25 protein-coding genes, 1 other RNA gene and 1 riboswitch are annotated in these 21377 nt (G+C 36.5%); of the genes, 6 read left to right on the top strand and 20 right to left on the bottom strand.

The genetic code is table 11. The features are described 5' to 3' along the window. Together rhuM and B5D30_RS04925 are read left to right on the top strand one after the other, a co-directional pair. Nucleotides 1-464 (top strand): RhuM family protein (gene rhuM / locus B5D30_RS04930; RefSeq protein ID WP_144399488.1); only part of this gene is annotated, 464 nt, incomplete at its 5' end. Between the two features lie 316 nt (nt 465-780). Continuing rightward, entirely contained in the window at nt 781-1785 is a 1005-nt protein-coding gene (locus B5D30_RS04925) for a tyrosine-type recombinase/integrase (protein ID WP_159443211.1), read from the top strand. A gap of 66 nt (nt 1786-1851) precedes the next feature. Here B5D30_RS04925 and B5D30_RS04920 read toward each other — a convergent pair whose 3' ends face one another. Both B5D30_RS04920 and lepA read right to left on the bottom strand, forming a co-directional pair. Further along, nucleotides 1852-2793, bottom strand: a complete 942-nt coding sequence (locus B5D30_RS04920; RefSeq protein WP_078806920.1) for a magnesium transporter CorA family protein — start codon at nt 2791-2793, stop codon at nt 1852-1854. A gap of 125 nt (nt 2794-2918) precedes the next feature. After that, a riboswitch (M-box (ykoK) riboswitch) is annotated at nt 2919-3082 on the bottom strand. 217 nt (nt 3083-3299) lie between these two features. Continuing rightward, complete coding sequence (gene lepA / locus B5D30_RS04910; RefSeq protein ID WP_078806918.1) at nt 3300-5144, bottom strand: translation elongation factor 4; 1845 nt, start codon at nt 5142-5144, stop codon at nt 3300-3302. Between the two features lie 204 nt (nt 5145-5348). Here lepA and B5D30_RS04905 point away from each other — a divergent pair, with 204 nt between their 5' ends. The 3 genes from B5D30_RS04905 (at nt 5349) to B5D30_RS13510 (ending at nt 8224) form a co-directional block, all read left to right on the top strand. Next, nucleotides 5349-6086, top strand: coding sequence for a response regulator transcription factor (locus tag B5D30_RS04905; protein WP_078806917.1), 738 nt, complete (start codon nt 5349-5351; stop codon nt 6084-6086). A gap of 9 nt (nt 6087-6095) precedes the next feature. Then, nucleotides 6096-7853, top strand: a complete 1758-nt coding sequence (locus B5D30_RS04900; RefSeq protein WP_078806916.1) for a sensor histidine kinase — start codon at nt 6096-6098, stop codon at nt 7851-7853. 200 nt (nt 7854-8053) lie between these two features. Continuing rightward, entirely contained in the window at nt 8054-8224 is a 171-nt protein-coding gene (locus B5D30_RS13510) for a hypothetical protein (RefSeq protein ID WP_159443210.1), read from the top strand. Nucleotides 8225-8318: 94 nt separating this feature from the next. On the opposite strand, the gene ssrA is transcribed toward B5D30_RS13510, so the two are convergent. The 11 genes from ssrA to hemG form a co-directional block, all read right to left on the bottom strand. Further along, nucleotides 8319-8680, bottom strand: a transfer-messenger RNA (tmRNA) gene (gene ssrA / locus B5D30_RS04895). Between the two features lie 80 nt (nt 8681-8760). Beyond that, nucleotides 8761-9060: a nucleotide pyrophosphohydrolase gene (locus B5D30_RS04890; RefSeq protein WP_078806915.1), complete on the bottom strand. Its 300-nt coding sequence runs from the start codon at nt 9058-9060 to the stop codon at nt 8761-8763. Further along, nucleotides 9050-9931, bottom strand: a complete 882-nt coding sequence (locus B5D30_RS04885) for a DUF1803 domain-containing protein (protein WP_078806914.1) — start codon at nt 9929-9931, stop codon at nt 9050-9052. Before B5D30_RS04885 ends, B5D30_RS04890 begins: the two co-directional genes overlap by 11 nt. 15 nt (nt 9932-9946) lie before the next feature. Continuing rightward, the gene (locus B5D30_RS04880; RefSeq protein WP_078806913.1) at nt 9947-10426 is read right to left on the bottom strand and encodes a GNAT family N-acetyltransferase; all 480 of its coding nucleotides are present in this window, start codon (nt 10424-10426) and stop codon (nt 9947-9949) included. 77 nt (nt 10427-10503) lie between these two features. Next, on the bottom strand, nt 10504-11001 hold the full coding sequence (locus B5D30_RS04875; RefSeq protein WP_078806912.1) for a dihydrofolate reductase: 498 nt from the start codon (nt 10999-11001) through the stop codon (nt 10504-10506). Next, nucleotides 11001-11597: a hypothetical protein gene (locus B5D30_RS04870; protein ID WP_078806911.1), complete on the bottom strand. Its 597-nt coding sequence runs from the start codon at nt 11595-11597 to the stop codon at nt 11001-11003. Before B5D30_RS04870 ends, B5D30_RS04875 begins: the two co-directional genes overlap by 1 nt. Then, nucleotides 11594-12034 (bottom strand): lipase family protein, encoded by a 441-nt coding sequence (locus tag B5D30_RS04865; protein WP_078806910.1) that lies wholly within the window; start codon nt 12032-12034, stop codon nt 11594-11596. The genes B5D30_RS04870 and B5D30_RS04865 overlap by 4 nt, the downstream gene beginning before the upstream one ends. Before the next feature lie 9 nt (nt 12035-12043). Beyond that, nucleotides 12044-12640: a hypothetical protein gene (locus B5D30_RS04860; RefSeq protein ID WP_078806909.1), complete on the bottom strand. Its 597-nt coding sequence runs from the start codon at nt 12638-12640 to the stop codon at nt 12044-12046. Further along, nucleotides 12637-13320, bottom strand: coding sequence for an alpha/beta hydrolase (locus B5D30_RS04855; protein WP_078806908.1), 684 nt, complete (start codon nt 13318-13320; stop codon nt 12637-12639). Before B5D30_RS04855 ends, B5D30_RS04860 begins: the two co-directional genes overlap by 4 nt. Further along, on the bottom strand, nt 13317-14156 hold the full coding sequence (locus B5D30_RS04850; protein WP_078806907.1) for a thymidylate synthase: 840 nt from the start codon (nt 14154-14156) through the stop codon (nt 13317-13319). The genes B5D30_RS04855 and B5D30_RS04850 overlap by 4 nt, the downstream gene beginning before the upstream one ends. Before the next feature lie 18 nt (nt 14157-14174). Next, nucleotides 14175-14705 carry a menaquinone-dependent protoporphyrinogen IX dehydrogenase gene (gene hemG / locus B5D30_RS04845; RefSeq protein WP_078806906.1) on the bottom strand — a complete coding sequence of 177 codons (531 nt, stop codon included), beginning with the start codon at nt 14703-14705 and terminating at the stop codon, nt 14175-14177. 140 nt (nt 14706-14845) lie between these two features. Between hemG and B5D30_RS04840 the strand changes: the two genes are divergently transcribed. Beyond that, nucleotides 14846-15064 carry a ferredoxin gene (locus B5D30_RS04840; protein ID WP_078806905.1) on the top strand — a complete coding sequence of 73 codons (219 nt, stop codon included), beginning with the start codon at nt 14846-14848 and terminating at the stop codon, nt 15062-15064. A gap of 38 nt (nt 15065-15102) precedes the next feature. Here B5D30_RS04840 and B5D30_RS04835 read toward each other — a convergent pair whose 3' ends face one another. The 7 genes from B5D30_RS04835 to B5D30_RS04810 all read right to left on the bottom strand — a co-directional run bounded on the left by B5D30_RS04835 (nt 15103) and on the right by B5D30_RS04810 (nt 21195). Continuing rightward, nucleotides 15103-16065 (bottom strand): tetratricopeptide repeat protein, encoded by a 963-nt coding sequence (locus B5D30_RS04835; protein WP_078806904.1) that lies wholly within the window; start codon nt 16063-16065, stop codon nt 15103-15105. 119 nt (nt 16066-16184) lie between these two features. After that, nucleotides 16185-17438: a D-alanyl-lipoteichoic acid biosynthesis protein DltD gene (dltD, locus tag B5D30_RS04830; RefSeq protein WP_078806903.1), complete on the bottom strand. Its 1254-nt coding sequence runs from the start codon at nt 17436-17438 to the stop codon at nt 16185-16187. Further along, a complete protein-coding gene (gene dltC / locus B5D30_RS04825; protein ID WP_078806902.1) occupies nt 17431-17667 on the bottom strand; it encodes a D-alanine--poly(phosphoribitol) ligase subunit DltC in 237 nt (78 codons plus the stop codon). Before dltC ends, dltD begins: the two co-directional genes overlap by 8 nt. Before the next feature lie 139 nt (nt 17668-17806). Further along, on the bottom strand, nt 17807-17974 hold the full coding sequence (locus tag B5D30_RS13505; protein ID WP_159443209.1) for a hypothetical protein: 168 nt from the start codon (nt 17972-17974) through the stop codon (nt 17807-17809). 195 nt (nt 17975-18169) lie between these two features. Then, entirely contained in the window at nt 18170-19357 is a 1188-nt protein-coding gene (gene dltB, locus B5D30_RS04820; protein WP_078806901.1) for a D-alanyl-lipoteichoic acid biosynthesis protein DltB, read from the bottom strand. Continuing rightward, on the bottom strand, nt 19357-20856 hold the full coding sequence (gene dltA, locus B5D30_RS04815; protein WP_078806900.1) for a D-alanine--poly(phosphoribitol) ligase subunit DltA: 1500 nt from the start codon (nt 20854-20856) through the stop codon (nt 19357-19359). The genes dltB and dltA overlap by 1 nt, the downstream gene beginning before the upstream one ends. A gap of 204 nt (nt 20857-21060) precedes the next feature. Further along, on the bottom strand, nt 21061-21195 hold the full coding sequence (locus tag B5D30_RS04810; protein WP_078806899.1) for a teichoic acid D-Ala incorporation-associated protein DltX: 135 nt from the start codon (nt 21193-21195) through the stop codon (nt 21061-21063). Nucleotides 21196-21377 lie beyond the last annotated feature (182 nt).

Raw genomic sequence — 21377 nt, 5'->3', positions numbered from 1 at the left:
TCCAAATAATTCAAAACAAGCTCCATTATGCAATCACTGGACATACTGCCCCTGAAATTGTGTTTTCTCGTGCGAATGCTCAACAAGTTAATATGGGGTTAACAACCATGAAAAGCAATTATCCACAAAAAGCAGACATTACAGTTGCAAAAAATTACTTACTAAAAAATGAATTAGAAGATTTAAATCAAATGTCGTCAGCTTTTCTTGATATTGCTGAACGTCAAGCACGAAGAAAAAAACAAATGAAAATGGTAGACTGGATAACGCAAGTTGATAGATATATTGAATTGACAGACGATATTCTTTTACAGGACAAAGGAAAAATTACGCGTAAACAAGCGAATGAAAAAGCACTAGAAGAATTTATAAAATACAAAACGTTAAATCCTCCAAACTCCCCTATAGTGAAAGATTATTTAGAAAATCTTAGCAAAGAAATTGAAAGATTAGAAGGCAAGTAATCGCTAATGATAGTTGACTATCTAAATAAATAAGAATAATATATAGATAAGGAAAGAACGGTTCGACCGTTCGCTCATGATTCACTCTGTGAGGATTGGGTTATTAGACTTTTAAGGCTAACTTATCGCAAGATGAAATTAGCCTTTTTTTATTTGACAGTAGAAAGGAAGTGAAAAAATGTGGATAGAAACCCTAAAAAACGGTAAATACAAATACAACGAACGCTACAAAGACCCTTATAACGAAAAAACAAAATACGTTTCTGTTACGCTCGCCAAAGACACTCCACAAGCTCAAAAAGAGGCTCTACGGCTCTTGAATGAAAAGATTGATAGAAAGATACAGAAACAAACACAAAGCGATATAACGCTCGCTGAATTGTTTGAGAAATGGCAAGCGTTGCATTTTCCGTCTGTAAAATCAAGGACGAAGTTAACATATTCTCAAACGATTTACTACGCAAATGAATTACTAGATACTTCTTCTCTTGTTCGTAACATTGACACTTCTTTTATACAATCTTTCTTTGAAAACGAAAAAATAATGAAACAGTCCAATGGTTATAAGAAAAATCATAAAATGGTACTCAATATGATTTTTTCTTTTGCTGAAGATATGGGATATTTACAAATAAACCCTGTGAAAAAAGTAAAAGTTCCAAAGAAAGAAAAAACGATAGACCAAATAAACAACATTAGAAATAAGTATCTCACAATGGAAGAATTATCAGAATTATTGAAAGCTATGCAATCAGAAAATAATAACTACTGCTTAATTGCCGAATTTCTTGCAAGAACTGGTTTGCGTTACGGGGAATGTATTGCACTTTGTGAAGAAAATATAAAGGGAGATAAAATTGAAATCGTTGGTAGTGTAGACTCAATCAATGGGATAGCAAAACCGAAAATAACAAGTCCAAAAAATCTCAATTCTTATAGAGTCATTGAAATTGATAGACGTACAAAAGAAATTCTCAATATGCAAATTGAAAGAAACACAATCTTTTCTGTTAACGAACGTTATTGCAATGATGAAAAACGAATTTTTTGCACACGATATGGTGGAATTGTTTCCAATAAAGAGTTTAATAAGTTCCTAAAATCAGCAAAAGAGAAAACAACAATAAAAAAAGAACTAACATCTCACATATTTAGACACACACATATTTCACTTTTAGCTGAATTAAATGTGCCAATAAAAGCAATTTCAGAACGTGTTGGACATGGAAACCAAAGCACAACTTTAGAAATATACAATCATGTTACAGAGAATATGAAAAGTAATATAGTAAATAAACTTGATAAAATTTCGCTACTTTAGTGCTACTTTTCATAACTAAAAACAAAAATACCCCTTGAAAACGCAATGTTCTCAAGGGGTTATTTACTAAAACCACTTTTTCCAAATAAAATAAACAGTCGTAAAAATACTAATCACAAACGAAATACAGATAATAATCCAAAAACCAAATGGACTTTCGGCAAACGGCATTCCTTTGCCTTCAACGTTCATACCGTAAGCAGAAAAAATCATGGTAGGAATAGACATAACAATCGTAATCAACGCCAACACTTTCATGATAATGTTTTGATTGTTTGAAATAACAGAGGCGAACGCATCCATCATGCCACTTAAAATATTTCCATAAATGCTTGCCATTTCCATTGCCTGCTGATTTTCGACAATGGTATCTTCCAATAAATCTTCGTCATCAGGGTATTTCTTGATTGATTTTAATTTCACTAACTTTTCTAACACACGCTCGTTTGTACGCAAACTTGTCGTAAAATAAACGAGGGATTTTTCAAGTTCCAAAAGCTCGATTAGCTCTTCATTTTTGGTAGATTGGTGCAATTTTTTTTCCACTTCTGAACTTTTACGGTCAATCGCACGAAGATATTGCAAGTACACTTTTGCATTTTTATAAAGGATTTGGAAAATAAATCTCGTTTTCATGAATGTATAAAAATCTTTCACTCGACCATTTTCAAAATCATCCAATACACGTGTTTCTTGTAGACAAGTGGTAATCAATACTTCATTTGTGATAATAATACCAAGCGGAATCGTCGTGTACCACTCTTTTTTGTTCCGGTCCTCAAGCATTGGAATATCCACCAAAATCATCGTATAATTGTCCTCAACCGTAATACGAGAGCGTTCTTCCAAGTCAAGCGGAGCACGCAAGTCCTCAATGTCAATATTGTACCTATCAGCTATCACAAGAGATTCTTTTTGCGTTGGATTAACCAATTTTATCCAGCTACCATTTTGTGATTCTTCAATTTCACGAAAGGTGTCAACAGTTGATTGATAAATTGTTTTCATGTGCTTTTTCTCCATCTTTGAAAATTAAGGATTTTGTTCGTTTTTACCAACAGTTCCTTTTGGAAAATAATTGCTTTGTGACACTCCGGAACATAAAAAAAGCCTACATAAATAGGCGTAAGCAAAAGAACATTCGTTCGTTGAGCTTTGGCACGTGACGGACGTATGGTTTTCCAAGCTATTCTAAAGAATGCCTTAACGACAATCTCTGTTCTGCCCATTGGCGTCTCTCGACATTTCTGGGCGATAGCCTATGTTCCGACAGAAGCCTCACCTAACAATTATTATCTCTAGTTTAAGTATAACGGTTTATTGGGGTTTGGTCAATCTATTTTTATTTTTGTGTTCAAAAAAGTCTGTTGATAAATTAGGAAGAAAATTTATAAATACCTATAAAAACTCACATTTACCCAAAATTGCTATCTATATCATTTCATCCGAATGAAAATAACCAAAAAAACATCTACTATTTTCACTCCACTGAAAATAATAGATGTTCCCATCCCTTATTTTTTCTTACTCTCTTCCTCATCCATAGAAAGCACAGAAAGAAATGCCTCTTGCGGTACTTCAACACTTCCGACCATTTTCATACGTTTTTTCCCTGCTTTTTGTTTTTCTAGGAGTTTGCGTTTACGACTGACATCTCCTCCGTAACATTTTGCCAAAACGTTTTTACGCAGTGCCTTAATATCACTACGTGCCACAATTTTACTTCCAATTGCCGCTTGAATTGGCACTTCAAATTGTTGTCTTGGAATAAGTTTTTTCAGTTTCTCTACGATGATTTTTCCGCGTTCATAAGCGAAATCTCTATGCACAATAAAAGAAAGTGCATCGACTTTTTCAGCGTTGAGTAAAATATCCATTTTCACTAATCTACTTGCTTTATAGCCAGAAATTTCATAGTCAAAACTAGCATATCCTTTTGTTGAGGATTTCAGCTTGTCAAAAAAGTCAAAGACAATTTCTGAAAGTGGGATATTGTACACCACATTTACACGGTAATCATCAAGATAATCCATTGTCACAAATTCCCCACGTTTTCGCTGTGAAAGCTCCATAACAGCCCCAACATAATCATTTGGTACCATGATTTCAGCTTTTACATAAGGCTCTTCTACACTATCAATCTTCACTGCCTCTGGAAACTCACTTGGATTGCTGACAATAATTTGCTCACCATTTGTCATGTTGACATGATAAATTACACTAGGAGCCGTCATGATAAGCTCAAGATTGAATTCACGCTCAAGACGCTCTTGCACTACGTCCATGTGTAAAAGTCCTAAGAATCCACAACGGAAACCAAAACCTAAGGCTTGAGAAGTTTCTGGTTCAAATTGCAAAGCAGCATCATTGAGCTGTAATTTTTCAAGTGCCTCACGCAAATCATTGTAACGCGCGGTATCAATCGGATAAAGTCCACAGAACACCATTGGATTCAACTGGCGATAACCGTCTAATGCCTCTTTTGCTGGATTGTCTTTTAGCGTAATCGTATCCCCCACACGTGTATCTTGTACGGTTTTAATACTTGCAGCAAGGTAACCAACGTCCCCAACCATTAAGTAATCTCGTCCAATCGCTTTTGGAGAAAATACACCGACTTCTGTTACCTCAAATGTCTTGCCATTGCTCATCAACTGTATCGTATCTCCAACTTTTACGATTCCATCCATAACACGAATATTTAAAATCACGCCACGATACGCATCATAAACGGAGTCAAAAATCAATGCTTTCAGCGGTGCATCAAGATTGCCACTTGGTGCAGGAACATTTTCAACAATCTGCTCTAAAATTTCCTCAATCCCAATCCCCGCCTTTGCACTCGCAAGCACTGCCTCACTTGCGTCAATGCCAATAACATCTTCGATTTCCTTACGTACACGCTCTGGATCTGCTGCTGGCAAGTCGATTTTGTTGATCACAGGTAAAATTTCAAGGTCATTGTCTAATGCTAAATATACATTGGCAAGTGTCTGTGCCTCAATCCCTTGTGCGGCATCCACCACAAGAATTGCCCCCTCACAAGCAGCCAAACTACGTGATACTTCATAGGTAAAGTCAACATGCCCCGGTGTATCAATCAAATGGAAAATATAAGTTTCCCCGTCTTTTGCCGTATAATTCAACTCAATCGCATTCAGCTTAATCGTAATCCCACGCTCACGCTCCAAATCCATAGAATCAAGCAACTGATCTTGCATTTCACGCTTGCTTACAGTATTCGTTTGTTCCAAAATTCTATCGGCAAGTGTCGATTTTCCATGGTCAATATGTGCAATAATCGAGAAATTACGGATTTTTTCTTGTCTTTGTTTTAATTCATTTTTGTCTAAATTCATCTGATACTCCTTGTTCTTATTCAGTCTTTTTATTTTAACATAAAAAGGGTAGACTTTGCATTGTTTTCAAGTGAATACCGAGGCAATTTTAAAATCTAATAGAAAAACAAAAAATTCACCTCTCAATTCAGTGAAATAATGATATAATTTCTATAAAACCTAAAGTCTCCCTTTAGTAAAAAAGTGAAAATAGAGGAAAACGGAATGAAAAAAATTCTTGTAGTAGACGATGAATTGTCTATTCTAACGCTTTTGAAATTTAATTTGGAAAAAGAGGGGTACACCGTTGATACTGCTGAGGACGGGAAGATTGCGTTTGAAATGGCGATAAATGGCGGATATGATTTTCTTGTGTTGGATGTCATGTTGCCAAGCATGAACGGAATGGAAATTACACGGAAGTTACGCCGTGAAAAAATTGATGTGCCAATCTTGATTTTGACCGCAAAAGATGACCAAGTGGAAAAAATTATCGGGCTTGAAATCGGAGCGGATGATTATTTAACCAAACCTTTTTCGCCACGTGAAGTGATTGCACGCATGAAAGCTATTTTTCGTCGAGAAGAAATTACCAAAGCTCAACTTCACACACCCGAACAAATGAACGACCAAGAACTTGAAGTTCATCAACCACTTTTGCAAGCAGGGGAAATTATCGTTGACCCGAATAATTTTTCTGTCAATGTTCGTGGCAAAAAAGTAGATGTCACACCTAAAGAATTTGAGTTGCTGAGTTACTTTATGAAACGACTTGGGCGAATTATTCCTCGTGAAGTGTTGCTTGATCGAATGTGGAGTTTTGATTTTGACGGTACAACGAGAATTGTTGACGTTCACGTAAGTCATTTGCGTGAAAAAATTGAACTCGACCCAAAAAATCCAAAATATTTAGTGACTGTTCGTGGATTTGGCTATCGTTTCCAGCAACCCGAAGAAAAGTGAGGTCGCAATATGCTACGTTCCAAAACGTTTCGTGAAGGATTTTCTGCACTTCTTGTGCTACTGTTGCTTTTCATCACCTGTTTGCTCGTAGGCAATCATTTTTTCAAAGAACAAGTCATTCATCAACAAACAGGGCTTTTAGAGAAGAAATTAACGCTTTTCATTGATACATTTCCAACCAAGCAAGTCTTGGAAAAGGAAACATTGAATGCAGAACAAGAAAAAACAATGGCTGATTTTCTTCGTGTGGATCAAGATCGTTTGACGATTCTTCTTTCCGACGGCACAATTCTTTTTGATAGTGCGGGGGATAAAATTGGCACCAGTCGAAAAAATCGTCCTGAAATTCAAGCCATTGAAAAAGGAGCAAATATTGGCACTTCCGTTCGCAAAAGTCCTACTCAGCAAAAAAAAGATTGGCTCTACGTTGCCCTTCCTGTCAAAACGGACGGAAAACTGATTGGTTTTTTGAGAATTTCTAACGAAGTCGCAAGTTTTTCCAAGGCAATCGAGCTATTTCGTAGCTATATGATTGGAATTTTAAGCGTGCTGTTCATTATTCTTGGCATTTCCATTTTACGATTGATTCGCCAAAAAAATGAACCTATTGAGATGATCTTGCCTGTTTTGAAAAAAAGTTTGCGAAAACCTGAAGAAGTCCATGCAATTTTGACAGAATCGAAAAATATGCAGGAATTTTACACGGTCATCAATTCTCTCAACCAAAAAATGAGTGCAACCTATCAAGCCTATCAATCAACCGAAGAACAATTTTATCAATTTTTACAAGAATTGATGATTGGTGTATTTTTGCTAAAAAAAGATGGCACCGTTCTGTTGATAAACCCTGCACTTGCTCAAATTTTAGAGGTTGACGAATGTAAAAATAAGCATTATACGCAAGTATTTGCTCAAAGTGAACTTTTGTTATTAATTCAACAAAGTCTACAAGCAAAACATTCCGAGCAAAAGGAAATTCATTTATCCTCACCTGAACGTGTGCTAGATGTTACTTTGAGATATATTGATCATACTTCAAGCGAACTTTCGATGATTGGATCAGCGTACAATTTGACAAGAGTGCGACAACTTGAGCAAATGCAACGTGATTTTGTCGGCAATGTTTCTCATGAGCTGAAAACGCCTGTTACCAGTCTAATCGGTTTTACCGAAACACTTTTAGACGGTGCGATGGAAGACAAAGAATTAACTCGCCAGTTTCTTGAGATTATGCAAAGAGATGCGAAACGTTTAGAACATCTCATACAAGAAATTTTACAATTGTCTAGAGGACGAGATACTTACGAGGGCGAAAATCAAGAGATTAATCTCAAAAATTTTTTGGAAGATTTGACGAAAAGTTATATTAGTCAAATTCAAGAAAAAGAATTACAAGTAGAAATTTCTTCTACTTCAACAAGTAAGCCTTGCTTTTCAACAAAACCTGCATTGTTCCAACCGATTGTGAAAAATTTATTTGAAAATGCCATACAATATTCCAAAGAAAAAGGAAAAATCGAACTTCATTTTTCGATAGACGAAACTTCTCTTACACTAAGCATTAAAGACAACGGTATCGGCATTGACCTCGAAAACCAAAAACGAATTTTCGAACGATTCTATCGAGTAGACAAAGCACGCACACGCTATTCTGGCGGAACAGGATTAGGATTATCCATTGTTAAAAATTATGTAGACTTACTTGGCGGAACAATCGAATTAAATAGTCAAGTAGGCGTAGGAACAGAATTTGTTGTAAAGTTATAACGAAAAGCGGAGAAGGGCGGGGTGAAGTTTGTCGCAGTGAGCCACAGCATTTACTTGCTGGAAACGTAGTTTCCAGTGCTGTTGCGAACAGCGACCAAACTTCTGCACTTCGGAGCTAGACAAAACGAAAAGCGGAGAAGGGCGGGGTGAAGTTTGTCGCAGTGAGACACAGCATTTACTTGCTGGAAACGTAGTTTCCAGTGCTGTTGCGAACAGCGACCAAACTTCAGCACTTCGGAGCTAGACAAAACGAAAAGCGGAGAGGGCGGTCAGGAGTTTGCAACAGTAGCCATGTCGTTTATTTAATCGCAACATTAGTTGCGTTCGACATTGCGAACAGTTGCCAAACTCCTGCTCCTCGTAGTTATTAAAGATTGAATAAAACAAAAAATCTGAAAAAATCACACTCATTACCCAAATAAAAAAAACTCCCTAAACCAATCAAAAGGCTCAAGGAGTTTCTCAAAATGGAGCTGGCGGGAATTGAACCCGCGTCCAAGCATATTGCCACAAACATATCTACGCTCATAGTCTTGCTATTTTTTCTTACAATTTGGGTCGCGGCAAAACTCGCGTTCCAAATTGCCAGTCTGATGATCTCTTATAAATTTTGCAGACGGAAAAATTTATCGTATCCCACTGAAATGAGAGCGTTACTTGAGTGCATGGGCGACACCAAGACGCTCACGCCCGCTGTTTTTTAGGCAGCTAAAGCGTAAGAATTGTTTTGTTTTGCAGTTATATTTAACTGTAACGTTTTAACGCAGACGTAACCTGCGAAGCGCAATCCCTGCTCAAACTACACCTGTCGAATCCGTAACAACCCCTTAAAAAAGGTTCCTACTTCAAAAGGTAGGAACTTTAGTATATCAGATTTTTTGAAAAATGCAAGTGTTTTTTTGGAAAATCACTTCTCAATCGGATATTTTAACGCATTTTTCGCTATTTTCTCTCGCATAATCTCCTCTACATCCAAATCAAGCAAACTTGCCAACTGATAAGCATAAATCAGCACATCCGCCAACTCCTCCTTGATGTTTTCCATATTTCTCGCCAAGCCCTCCTCGGCAGAAAGCCATAGAAAATCCTCCAAAAGCTCGCCTGACTCAATCGAAATCGCAACTGCCAAATCTTTCGCGTTATGATTTTGTCGCCAATTGCGGTCTGTGATAAATTGTTCAATCTCCTGCATGATGTTATTTTTCATCTTTTCGCTCCAAACTTATAAAATTTTCTTTGATTTTTTGAGAATACCTAGCAAAATACTCCGATAGTTTCAAAAAATCTTCTATTCTTGTAACTTCTGGGAAATTTTCCTTGAGCAAGCCTAAGACTTCTTGACCACACTCTTTTTGGTAAAAAGGAACATTTAAAAAATACGTTGTCTTTTTTTGCCTTAACACATTAAAATGCACCAAAGCATCCAAAAATATGTCCTCACGTCTTTTTTCCAACGAAGTATTCTCTAAGAATTTCAACAAATATATCGAAAACGCACGCATTGCATAACTCGGGTTAACATCGCCTAACAATGAATAAATCTCCATTTCTTCGCCGCTCAATCTACTATTTTCACTCAGCTTCTGAAAATAATCTGAAATCGTACCTTTATCAAGCCCAATCGTGCTAAAAGAACAAAAATGAAGTTGACTTTTTTCATCTAGCAACTCTTGAGCAAGCGGAAGTTTCTCAAGTGCGAGAGCAAGCGGAGTAAAATTTTTCACAAACAATGGAGTTTCCACATCAAACTCAATCGTCTGCAAAAACAAATGCCAACCGCAACTTACTTCCTCCTGCGTATAACCTTGTAAAAAATCATGCTCGACCACATCAAATTTTGGCAACTCCTCCAGCAGTTGAACACCTACTCTATACCTGCGATTTTCTCGAATTACTATGCCAAGCGTAATCATTTCGTCCAATAATTTCTCAAAATTCTTCTCTGGAAATTTTTGCTTTAACTCCCTTAAAATCACATTTTCATGCGAAAGAAGATAGGCAAAAACTTGCTCAAATAACGGTGTCGCAATAAGTTTTTTCCAAACTTTCTTTTCATTTTTCGGATAATATATTTTCATTTTCCCTCTACTATTCTATTCTAAAAAACAAGCCATAAATACATCATCAACAAATTTTCCGTCAATGAAAAATTCATCTCTCAATCGTCCTTCTTCAATAAACCCGTTTTTTTCGTAAAAACGAATGGCTTTTTCATTGGTCGAAAGTACACGTAAACCAATCTTATGCTTTCCATGTTCTCGTGCGTATTCTTTCACCCAGCTTATCAAATTCCTTCCTACACCGCTAGATTGAGCGTTTTTCGCCACACCAATGCCAATCAACATAGAAAAGCGATTGCTTTCAAGTTTGCTCATTTGAGATAAATTCAAGAAACCTAGTATTTTTTCATTTTCAAGTGCGACAACAATTGTCGCATTCTGCATTTTTTCTTGAAATTCCTCAACATTTTCATACCAATGCAAAACAGGAGAATTGTCATTCGTCCAAATTTCATTCTCAATCTTCATCAGTTGTGCATAATCTTGTGGTTCAACCATTCTAATCGTTCTCATAAGCTACCTCTTTCTTATGGGCAACTCTAAAAAATAGCAATTTAGAAGAAGTGCGAGTTTTTAGAGATGACCATATGCTATTTTACACTTTCCCACCGTTCAAAAACATGAGGATATTTATTTTTTTCATCTACTATTCCCTCAATTGTTTCTACTAATTCAAAGTGGGAAAAATCCCATTCTGGAAAATAAGTATCCCCCTCAAATTCTTCTTGCACTACCGTTCGATAAAGTGTAGTCATATAAGGCTCAAATGCCTTATACACCGTTGCACCGCCTGTAATCATGACTAGCGTTTCACTATTTTTTGCATACTCCATTACTTCGTCCACACTATTCATCACAAGCACATTTTCATGCTCTGAATTATAGTCAGCATTTCTTGTCAGCACAATTGTTTGGCGATTCGGCAAAGGACGTTTGCCCATTCCCTCATAAGTTTCTCGCCCCATTACTATGGTGTTTCCTAGCGTTTTTTCCTTAAAAAATTGTAAATCATTCGGCAAATGCCAAGGAAGTTGATTGTTCTTCCCTATTAAACCATTTTTATCTTCTGCCCAAATTGCTGTTAACATTACTCCCCCTCCTTTTTTAATATGAAAAGTTCTCCATTTTCTTTATACCTATACGTAAAAAGAATGGCTGGAACGTTACTCCATAATCTCTTATAACTAGCAAGCGAAAGGTAAAATATGAATTTTTCATTTACTGAATTTCCTTTGATCAAATATGCTTCTTTTGGTAATGTAAAAATTTTCTTCGTTATTGTATTTTTATTTGCTCTCACAAATATTTCAAGGACGTAAGCCTCTGCATCTTCTTTCAATAGTTTCGTTTGACTAGATGTAAAAGAAAGTGTTTCAACATTTTCCTTTACGTATTCAGAATAGTTTGTTTTGAGTTTCTTTTTTTGCTTGTTTAACTGTTGCACTACTAACAAAACACCGAAAAATAGGATAACATCACAAACCACATATAGCCCCAAAAGAAAATCATTGCCTTCCAAGTAAAACAAAATTTCCGCCACTACAGATAAAATAAATACAATTATGCCTACAATAAAGTTAAGTCGTACTCTCTTTTTCAAAAATGAAATTACTTCATTTGTAATTTGTTCTTGATTGGCTAATAAATCTTCTTCAAATGTCAATAAATATTCTTTTTTATTCATTTGTCCTCCAAAATCTTTTCGATTTCACTAATAACTTTTTTATTTTTTAAAATAGATACATGATTTTCCCCATGGACTATCTGAAACGAAACGTCAGACATTTTTGCACTTTCAACTGCAATCATGCCGTCATCTTCCCCTTTGATAAACAAGGAATACAAAAAATTATTCGAGCGATTTCCCATAAAAATAAAGGTATCTTTTTTCAAATACGGCAGTCCGTTCATCCACACACCATTTTTCTTTAGCTGAAACATAGCCTCACCTAGAATAAGAGAAAACGGTCGTTTTGGAACAATGCTCACTAAATCACTTCCTTGATTTGCTGGAGCAATCATAATTACTTTTCCTGTTTGTTCGGCAAAATTTGCCAAATAATAACGCAACACTACCGCCCCCATGGAATAAACGACACGGCTCACTGCCACAGACTTCAAAACGCCCCTCTACGCTTTTCTGTCTTCGTAAAACGTTTCGTCTTTTTTATTTCTGTAATGAATTAAAGGTGCCTTCCTTTTTCTTTTCCTTTGTGAAAAATAGCCCATTGAAATGGTAAATAAAAGATCTTCATTTACAGAATTTTCCTTGAGTAAGTATTGTTTTTTAGACAGAGTAATTTTTCTTTCTTCAAACTTTCCTTTTCCAATTCTAACAAATCCTTCAATTGTAAAAGTTTCCTCATCTTCTGCCACTACTTTTCTACTTCCTGAAATAGCCGTTGCCAATTTCAAGTGCTCTTCAACAAATTCTGAATAACTTTCTTTGATTTTCTTACGATAGTTGTAAATAATTTTCAACCTAATTGCTACAAGAATAAAATTCCCTACTAATATTCCAAGCATAGAAAAAAAGATAGCGAATAAACTCGGATAAAGATTGCTAAAATATATACAGGCAACAGAGATAGTTAGACAATAAACAATGTAAATACTCACTTTCTTCCACTGAATATAATAACCATTTTCCAACAACACCGAAGTCACTCTCGCTTGATTTCGCAATAAATCCTCACGATACATTTCTAAATAGTTTTCCTTTGTCATTCTCCGACTCCATTTTTCATTAATAGTTTTTCAATTTCTAACAACACTTCTTCATTTTTCAAAATCGAGGTATGCGTTTGACCGTCTATTATTTCCACAGGAAATCCTCCCATTTTTGCACTTTCAACTGCAATCATGCCGTCATCTTCCCCTTTGATAAACAAGGAATACAAAAAATTATTCGAGCGATTCCCCATGAAAATAAAAGTATCTTTTTTCAAATACGGAAGTTCGTTCATCCACGCACCATTTTTCTTTAGCTGAAACATAGCCTCACCTAGAATAAGAGAAAGCGGTCGTTTTGGAACCATGCTCACTAAATCACTTCCTTGATTTGCTGGAGCAATCATGATTACTTTTCCTGTTTGTTCGGCAAAATTTGCCAAATAATAACGCAACACTACCGCCCCCATGGAATGAACGACAAAATGAATAGGTACATCACTATCAAGCTTCTCAAGCGTTGGAGCGATATATTTCTGCACAATCGTCTCAATTTTTTCAACGCTCGGATATTGAATACTGATAATGCGGAATTTCTTGGGAAGTAGTCGCTCTTTGACAAATGATAAATCTTTGTGCGTTCCCCAAATACCGTGAATTAGCACGACATACGGTGTTTTTTGCTCAAGATTATAGACTTTTACATCAAAATTTTTCTCTAAAAACTTCTTTTTCATATCGCCAAATCAAATTTTAATTGTGGCTTGACCGGTTCGTAGTCAAGTAGCTCAAAATCTTCTGCACGAATATCCCAAAACGGTGTCTTATCTGGCACATTTAACACCAATTTCGGCTCTTTTTCACTCGGTGTACGACTGAGCAATTCACGAGCTTGCTCAAACTGATTGTCGTAAATATGCAAATTGTTAACAAAATAAAAGAATTTCCCGACTTTCCACCCAAAATGCTTCGCAATCATCATTTGAAGTGCCACGTATTGCATCGCATTAATGTGGTGAGCCACTAACATATCATTACTCCGTTGCACAAGCGTTGCATCAAGGTAAATTTCCTCACCCACACGGCGAACGTCATACATCGACTGAAACGCACAAGGCAAAAGTCCGTCCGTTTCTTCAAAATCTGCATACTGCCAAAGATTGATGATATTTCTACGATTCCACGGATTTTTCTCAAACCCGTCCAAAAGTTTGTTCATAATATCGTATTTTTTGACCGTTGCACCATAGCGTTGCCCAATGGTCTTACCGTCTTCCAGTACCCAATCACGCCAATATTTCACATTGTATTTATCCTCTAAAATATCTACATCATTGGTTTGGTCTTGGTAAATCCACATCAACTCTTTAATTGCCGTCTTAATGGCAATCGGACGAAGTGTCGTAATAGGAAATTCTCCCTTTGACAAATCATATTCTGCAAAACTTCCTGTAATATACTTTGAATTTGCCGTATTGCCGTCCTTATATTTGGGACGTGCATTCTCACTCCACACCCCTTCCTCTAGGATTTTTTTGATATTTTCTTTGAAAATGTTATCTGCTTTTGTCATGTCTTACTTCCCTTTCCTTTACTCTGCTATCAAACTTTCCGCAAACTCTTTGACACTTGCCCAATCTGTAAAATCAGTATCCACGCTTGCATCTGTTGGACCGTTTGTGATTTTCATAATAAGTTGTATCATCTTTTTATCGAAAAAATTGTATTTTGTATAATTCAATGCTCCAGCAAAAATTTTCACTTTTGTCGGTTGCCATGTTATTTTTTCTAAAAATTTTCGTACATATACATTGTTTTCAACGCTCTGTTTTTCAACATTTCTCGCAATCAAATTCACCCCAATAAAGTAGCTCTCACAAGAAACATTCGCAAGACGTGCCTTTTCTACAAAGCGATACACTTTCTTAGGAAAAAATCCATAACGAATGGAGGCAAGCAATATCACTTTGTCATTTCCAGAAAATGTATAGTCATCTGTCACTGTTTTTTCTTCTATCTCTTTTATTGTAACCCTCTCCCCGTTCTCTTTCAACACACTTTCGATTTTTTCAGCAATTCGCTTTGTCTGTCCGTCAACGGTTGAATAATATAAAAAAATCATTTAAAAATTCCCCTTCATTTTTACTATTGATAAAGTTGTCCTTGTTTATTATAATCAATCTACATACGATTTACCACCACTTTATCTTTTCTTCTTTTTTGGAAGAAAAGAAATTTGGTGTCAACGAAAGCGAGAATGAAATGGAAAAAATTCAGATTGCCATAGAAAAAGACCAGTGTATTGCTTGCGGTCTATGTGCCGTTTTTTTACCTGAAGTATTGGAATATGATGATGAGGGAATTGTACTGTTTAAACACCACCCAGACGATAAAAATATCACTCTAGAGAAGTCAGAAAATCTCAAAAAAGCACTTTCCAAATGTCCAACTAAAGCTATTTACAAAATCAAAACAAGCTAGAGGCGGGAGTTCTCTAGCTCATCTCTTATAGGACACCTCTATACTGAATCCATACCAAGCAAAACTCCACGTCTCCACTGACTTTTCTCCAAAATTTCCTTTTGTAACTCTTCAACTTCTTGGATAAGGTCGTATTCACCCCAAAAATCAACAAGAAAACTTTTTGCCCAAACTTCAGGATTGGTGATAATGCTATCAGATAGCGGAAAAATTACAGCGAAAAATATACGCACTTCCTCCATTAAATTAACCATTAAAATCGGGTCATTTTGACCGAGTAATTCGTCTAATTCTTGAAATACTTGCTGATAGCTTTTGGTTTGATAAGGTAGGGTAGTTTCATTCGGCTTGATTTTTTGCACACTTTTATCTACCCATAAAAATTCCATTTCTTCCTGAACGCCCATTACGACAAGCATTTCCAATATCCAACTTCTTACCAAAATCTGTACGTTTTCGTTGGCTAAAAAATTTCTCGCCACTTCAAGAAAATCTTCTTGAGTGAGCAATGACATTTTCTTTACCTCTATCATTTGCTGAAAATATTCTTTTTCCGGCAACAAGGAAATCTCGTTTTTTAATTCTTCTATTTTTTTTCGTTCAAACTGACGGAATAGCAATTCATTATGTCGCACTTCTTTTTTCAGGCGAACAAGTTCTTCCATTTCATTTTCTTCGCCCTCATAAATACGTGTGTTAATTTCCCTATGTGCCTCAATAAACTGTCGGTTTAAAGCTAAAAGTTGAATGTAAAAGGAAAAATATTCCAAATGGCTATGATAATCCTCCTCAAATTCTTTTGCCAAATTTAATGCCTGTTTGTATTCACCAATATCAAAAAGCGTATTGGCAATCAAAAAATTCAACGGAAAATCTTGTTCGATTTCATATGCTTTTAGAAAATACTCCGCTGCTTGAGCAAAATTTCGCTCTTTCATTGCCTTTTGCCCCATATCTACATAACGCTCAAAATTCTTTGGAAATTCAATTTGTATGCCCATCTTCTACCTCACATTCTAGTTATTCTTATTCTAACAAAAGAACGACAAAATAAAAAAGAAAACCTAGCACAAACCAATTTTTCCAAAAAGATTCGTTTATACCTAGGTTTTCTGTTCTTCTAAGGCTTAAAATCAGCCCATTCTTTAGAAAAATATTTCTTTTCCTGTATATTGTATTGAGCTTTGTTACTTTGTTTCATGAAATCTAAGACGTGTTTGTCAAGAGCCAACCAACCTCTATACCCAATATGAATCGTATCATTCATAAAATAAGGAGTGGTAGATTTGTCGGTAAAATCTATGACATTCGTAAATCCTTGCGAAGTCAATTGCTCACGAATTTTGACTGAAAAATCATTAAGCATTTCGCTAGAAAGTCCTGTATAATCCGTCCATAATTTATTCGTTGGTTGAATAACAAACATCACGTCCATTTTCAACTTCGCCATTTCTTCTAGCACCATTTCAAAATCATTGTATTCAGGTGATTTCAAATAACTCCATTTTGCTTGCGAGCCTTTGAGTTTATGCAAACCACCCTCGATTCTTGTTTTGAAAAATCTATCTTGTATTCTAAATTCATTATTGGTCATTTGTTTTTTCGCTTTATTCGCTGCCAATTCGTCCAATTTTTCATAAGAATACTCCTTTGGAAGTTCTTTTTCTTGGTGTAACACTCTCTTCCAAATGCTGCCGTCTGTTAAACGGCGAAACAGGCTGTCTTCTCGCTGATAAACCGCAAGTTCCGCTTTTACAAAGGCAATTTCTAGTGCCGACAATTCCTTTTTCTCTGCGACTTTCTGAATGAAATTCTTAATTACAAGACTCCTCGTTGATGCTGGCATTTTCAACAAACGTTTGGCAAGATAAGCCTCATCATCATTGATTTCACCTGTATTGACGAGCCAATCACACACTTGCATTGGCGAAATGAATTTTCCAGCAGCGTCACTTGGAACACCTTCTGGTGTAAACCATTGTGGCGAAATGATAAAGACTGCTTTTCTACCATACATTTCTTTTTCATTGGTTTTCAAGAAAAAATAATGCGATAAACTCGAAGTCCCTGCCGCTCCAACTAAAAACGGCAAATAATCACGCTGATACTTTTCCGCCAAAACAGACGGGTGCATTAAATCTATACGAGAAAGTTCACTACTTCCCATGAAAGGAATCACTTTCTTGTCTTGAAACGCTTGTTGTTTCAACTCCATTCCTGTGAACAGTTGAACATTGCGTGCAACGGACACATCTTTTAGCTCTTGACGTGTCATTTTTTCTGGTGTTCGTGGGAAAAACAAAACCGCACCAACAAGCAATACCGCCAAGAAAAATGGAGCAACTGCAAAAAATAATTTTTGCTTTTTAGGCATTTCCTAAAGCCTCCACCTTAGCAATAATTTTATTTGGTGTATCCCACTCCTCACGGTCAAATTCTGAAATTGGCACCGTCACACCAAACGCATTTTCAAGTTCTACCATGAGCATAACACTCCCCATTGAATCCAAAATCCCTGCGTCAAATAAATTGAGGTCTAAATCCTCACGCACTTCACTACTCGCTGTTACTTGCTCTAAAATGTCTAATACTTGCTCTTTCATACTTAAATTCTTCCTTTCCTTAGTTAAAATTGTTTTTATTTTTTTGCACAAAAATTTGAGTGTTGTTTACTTTGATAAACATTGAACGACGTGGCTCACTGCGACAAACCCCCGAACGCCCCTCGTAGCTTTTCTTTGTCTAGCTGTGAGGGGCTGAAGTCTGGTGGCTGTTCGCAGTGCCGCTTGAAACTTGCGTTTCTAGCAAGTAAACGACACGGCTCACTGCCACAGACTTCAAAACGCCCCTCGTAGCTTTTCTTTGTCTAGCTGTGAGGGACAGGGGTTCGGTCGCTGTTCGCAACAGCACTGGAAACTACGTTTCCAGCAAGTAAATGCTGTGGCTCACTGCGACAAACCCCTGAACGCCCCTCTCGCTTTTCTTTGTCTAGCTATGAGGGGCAAGGGTTGGGTCGCTGTTCGCAACAGCACTGGAAACTACGTTTCCAGCAAGTAAATGCTGTGGCTCACTGCGACAAACCCCTGAACGCCCCTCGTAGCTTTTCTATTTGAACCATAGTTTGTCTAGTATTCCTGAAAAGATTAGGAAACCGAGCATTACTGCGTGGAATGTGATGAAAATTGAGAGTCCACGTGTGAGGAGGTTGCTTGGTAATTTGTCTTTTCGTTTCTTTTTATAACGAATCCATGCGTCATTGATAATGATAAGCGTTGCGTGATATAAACCGTAGGCAACGTAGTACCATGTTAACCCATGCCATAAGCCCATGAGTAAAAATAGCCCTAAATACGATAAATTACTCACCGTTACTCTATTTTTAAACCAACGTTTTTTCACCATCAAATAAGTTAACCGCATATAAACATAATCTCTAAACCAAAACGAAAGTGACATATGCCATCTATTCCAGAAATCCTTGATACTTTCTGCACGAAACGGATAATGGAAATTCATTGGTGTTTCGTAGCCAAGCAAATAACTTGTCCCTACTGCAAACAAACTATATCCTGCAAAGTTAAAGAACAAATTAAATCCATAGGCGTACATATAAAGAAGTAAATCTTTTAAACTACCTGTTAGCAAGAGATTTCCTTGCAAATGAGGCATCAATTTCCAATTGATAATATACGAAATCAAAAAATTATACAAGAAACCTAGGAAAATATAAAACGTTCCTTTATCTAAGAGTTCGATATATTTTACACGTTCAACAGGTGCATTCAGCTCTTTTTCAAAACGGCGAAATCTGTCAATCGGTCCCGATGAAATTGTTGGGAAAAAGACGAGAAATTGCAGTAAATGAAAAACATTGATTTCTTTTATCAACCCGTCTCTTGTTTCCATAATCATTTGCACTGACTTGAACGTCAAATAAGAAATTCCTAAGAATGCAAACAATGTGTCCGCAATATGCAAAATCGGAAAAATTTTACTAATTGCAAGTGGTAAAATCGCAAGAACGACTGCTAAATAAAAGACAACGCCACTGTTTTTTCGCTTGCGATACCCGAGATAGCTCATGATGAGTACTGTTTGCCATATGAGATAGAGAATTAACGCAATTCCTTGTTGAATGTGAGGTCCTGCAAAGCTGATATACAGGAAAAACAGCGTAATCAGCGTTTGATACCAAACCATTCTTTTGCCTAGTAGCATCATAACAACATATGGAATTAGTAAAATCGCTAAAAACACGAAATAGTACGGTGTTTCATACGGAATCATAAACATTATAAAACACCTCGTTCTAGTGCTTTACGGTCAATTTTTCCATTTTGCGTTAGCGGAAATTCTTCGACATAGATAAATCTCGCTGGCACCATGTAGTCCATTACTCGCTCTCTTAAATCTTGCTGAATGGCTTTTGTAAGCTGAAATTCCTTTTCAAACTCATGCTCACCTGCTACGACAACTGCCGCCAATCGTTTCACCTTAAAGTCTTGCATTTCTGGCAAAACTACTGCTTGTTTGACAAGTGGTACTTGGAGCAGATGACTTTCAATATCTTGAATTTCGATACGGTAGCCGTTTAGTTTCACTTGGAAATCCATTCGCCCACGATAGAAAAGTTGCCCTTTTTCATCTAAAAAACCAGCGTCGCCTGTTCGGTAGGCTTGTCTTTCACCTGCTTTGTAAAAGGCTTGTTCTGTTTTTTCTTCGTTTTTAAAGTACCCTTTTGAAACACTCGCACCGATAAGAACGATTTCTCCTGTTTCATTTGCAGGTAAGAGATTGCCTTCGTTATCCAAAATTTGAATTTCAATATCAGATTTTGCGACACCAATCGGCAAACGAGGATATTCTTCTAAAATTTCGTTTGTAATTTCCACTTTCGTAATCGCAACTGTCGCCTCTGTCGGGCCATAGGTGTTCCAAATCGTTGCATTTGGGAAACGTTCTTTTAATGTTCGTGCCGTTTTGTTCGTCAATTCTTCGCCACAAAACAGGAAGTCTGTCATTTCTGGATAGTTTTCAGCGTGAAAATTCTTATCCATTAAGCAAATATCCATAAATGACGGTGTCGAAACCCACGCATTAACATGAAGTGTTGGCAAGGTTTCAAATAACGTTTTATAATTAATCGTCTCTTCTCTTGTCAAAGCCATTAGCGTACTCCCCGAATACAAGGCAGGATAGATACTCATCACTGATAAATCAAACGAAAACGGTGCTTGAGATAAATAGCGTATGCTATCAGGTATACTGAAATCACTTCTCATCCACGAAACAAAGCTAAGCAAGTTATCATGAGAAATTTGCACCCCTTTTGGCACACCTGTCGTGCCAGATGTATAAATCAAGTAGAAATTCTCATCATTTTTCACAAACGTAGCATTTGTTATTTTTTCGCTATTCTCGCTCTCTAAATCTGTCATCGTCAAAACGGGATACACCGTTTCAATCGTCCACTCTGAAAGAGCAATTACTGCCACAGGCTCGCTCACTTCTACAATCGTCTTCACACGCTCAAGTGGCGTATGTGCTTCAATCGGAATATAAGCGTGACCTGATTTCACACAGCCTAAAAAGCAAGCAAGTGCCTCAAAGTTATTCTCTCCGTAAACCACGATTGGTTCTTTTGGATAACCTTTTGCAAGGATTGTCTTGGCAATTTTGTCACTTAAATTTTTTAACTGTTTATATGAATATTCTTTTCCAGATTCAACAAAACAAGGTGCTTCAGGTGTTGCTTCTCCCCAATAATCAATTTTTTCAATAATATTTAACATAATTCCTCCACTATCTTTCTTCCTTTTTCAAACGAAAACGTTGCTTTAAGGGTGCCTCTAAAAACTCGCACTTATCCTAAATTGCTAGTTTTCCAATTTTCTTCGTCAATCTCCTCAACCTATGAACCACATAGCTTTCGTCGATTTCCTCGAAAATCGAAAAACTAGCTAATTTAGTCTTAAGTGGAGTTTTTAGAGGTACCCTTAAAATTCATTATAAATGAAATTCCCACCGCCTGCATTTCTGAAATGGTAAAAATACAAAAGTAAAAGTAAAATACCTGCATAAAAAATTGTTTTTAGAGTAAACTTCACCCACTCATTCTGTAAAAATTTCATACGACTTCCCCCTCATTTCTACTTTTTCCTATTCTTCAAGAAAAACTGTATCATGAAATATCATACACGAAAATAGAAAAAAAATCATCTCTTTGTTACGGTCTTTTTTCATATTATAGTCATTTTTGTTTCAAACCAATATCATTCTAAGAAAAATTTCGAGATTATTAAGAGTTTCTTTA

Source organism: Pilibacter termitis (genome assembly GCF_900167335.1).
GTDB lineage: Bacteria > Bacillota > Bacilli > Lactobacillales > Streptococcaceae > Pilibacter > Pilibacter termitis.
This window is presented reverse-complemented; position numbering and strand designations above follow the sequence as displayed.